General features: G+C 70.6%; 1 protein-coding gene. It reads right to left on the reverse strand.

Features of this window, described 5'->3' with window-relative positions; translation table 11 throughout:
* Positions 1–1,160: beta-ketoacyl synthase N-terminal-like domain-containing protein (locus tag ABZ719_RS37710; protein ID WP_366729681.1), on the reverse strand; the 1,160-nt coding region annotated here is incomplete at both ends.

Below are 1,160 nucleotides of genomic sequence, written 5' to 3' on the forward strand. Positions count from 1 at the left end.
CACATCCGGCCGCTCCGCCACAAACGACCGCAAACGAGCAGCCTGACCACACAACGCCCCCGACCCACGACCCGACAACACAAACGGCAACACCGGCAGTTCACGCGTGGCTGTCGGCGTCGGCCGTCGATCGGCCCTTGCCGGTTCGTTCGGTGGTTCCTGCAGAATGACGTGTGCGTTCGTCCCGCTGATGCCGAACGAGGACACTCCGGCTCGCCGGTGCCCGCCGGTGTCCGGCCATTCTCGTGTCCGGGTCAGCAGCGCCACGCCACCGGAAGACCAGTCCACCTCGGTCGAGGGGTCATCGGCGAACAGGGTTTTGGGCAGGGACCGGTGCTGCAGCGCCATCACCATTTTGATGACCCCGGCGACGCCTGCCGCCGCCTGCGGGTGTCCGATGTTCGCTTTCACCGATCCGAGCCACAGGGGTGAGTCGTCGGTGTGCTCCCGCCCGTAGGTGGCCAGCAGCGCCTGTGCTTCGATCGGGTCGCCGAGCCGCGTACCGGTGCCGTGCCCTTCCACCACGTCGACGTCGGCGGCCGTCAGCCCCGCGTTGGCCAGCGCCTGCCGGATCACCCGCTGCTGCGAGGGGCCGTTGGGGGCCGTCAGTCCGTTCGAGGCCCCGTCCTGGTTCACGGCCGAACCCGCCAGCAGCGCGAGCACCCGGTGCCCGTTGCGCCGCGCGTCGGAGAGCCGTTCCAGCACGACCAGGCCCACGCCCTCGGACCACCCGGTGCCGTCCGCGCCCTCACCGAACGACCGGCACCGGCCGTCCGGAGACAAGCCACGCTGCCGCGCGAACTCCGTGAGGATCATCGGAGTGCCCATAACCGCGACACCGCCGGCCAGCGCGAGCGAGCACTCGCCCGCCCTCAACGCCTGCGCCGCCAGGTGCAGGGCCACCAGTGACGACGAACACGCCGTGTCGACCGTTGTCGCGGGTCCCTCGAAGCCGAACTGGTACGCGATCCGCCCGGACAGGACCCCAGGCGTGGTACCGGTGAGCAGGTATCCGCCGGCGTCCGTGCCCACCGCACCGTATCCGTGCGGTGTTGCTCCCACCACCACGCCGGTCCGGCTGCCGCGCAGTGAGTCCGCGTCGATGCCCGCGCGCTCGAAGGCCTCCCAGGCGACCTCCAGCAACAACCGCTGCTGCGGAT

This window comes from Streptomyces sp. NPDC006743, assembly GCF_040703815.1.
Taxonomy (GTDB): Bacteria; Actinomycetota; Actinomycetes; order Streptomycetales; family Streptomycetaceae; genus Streptomyces.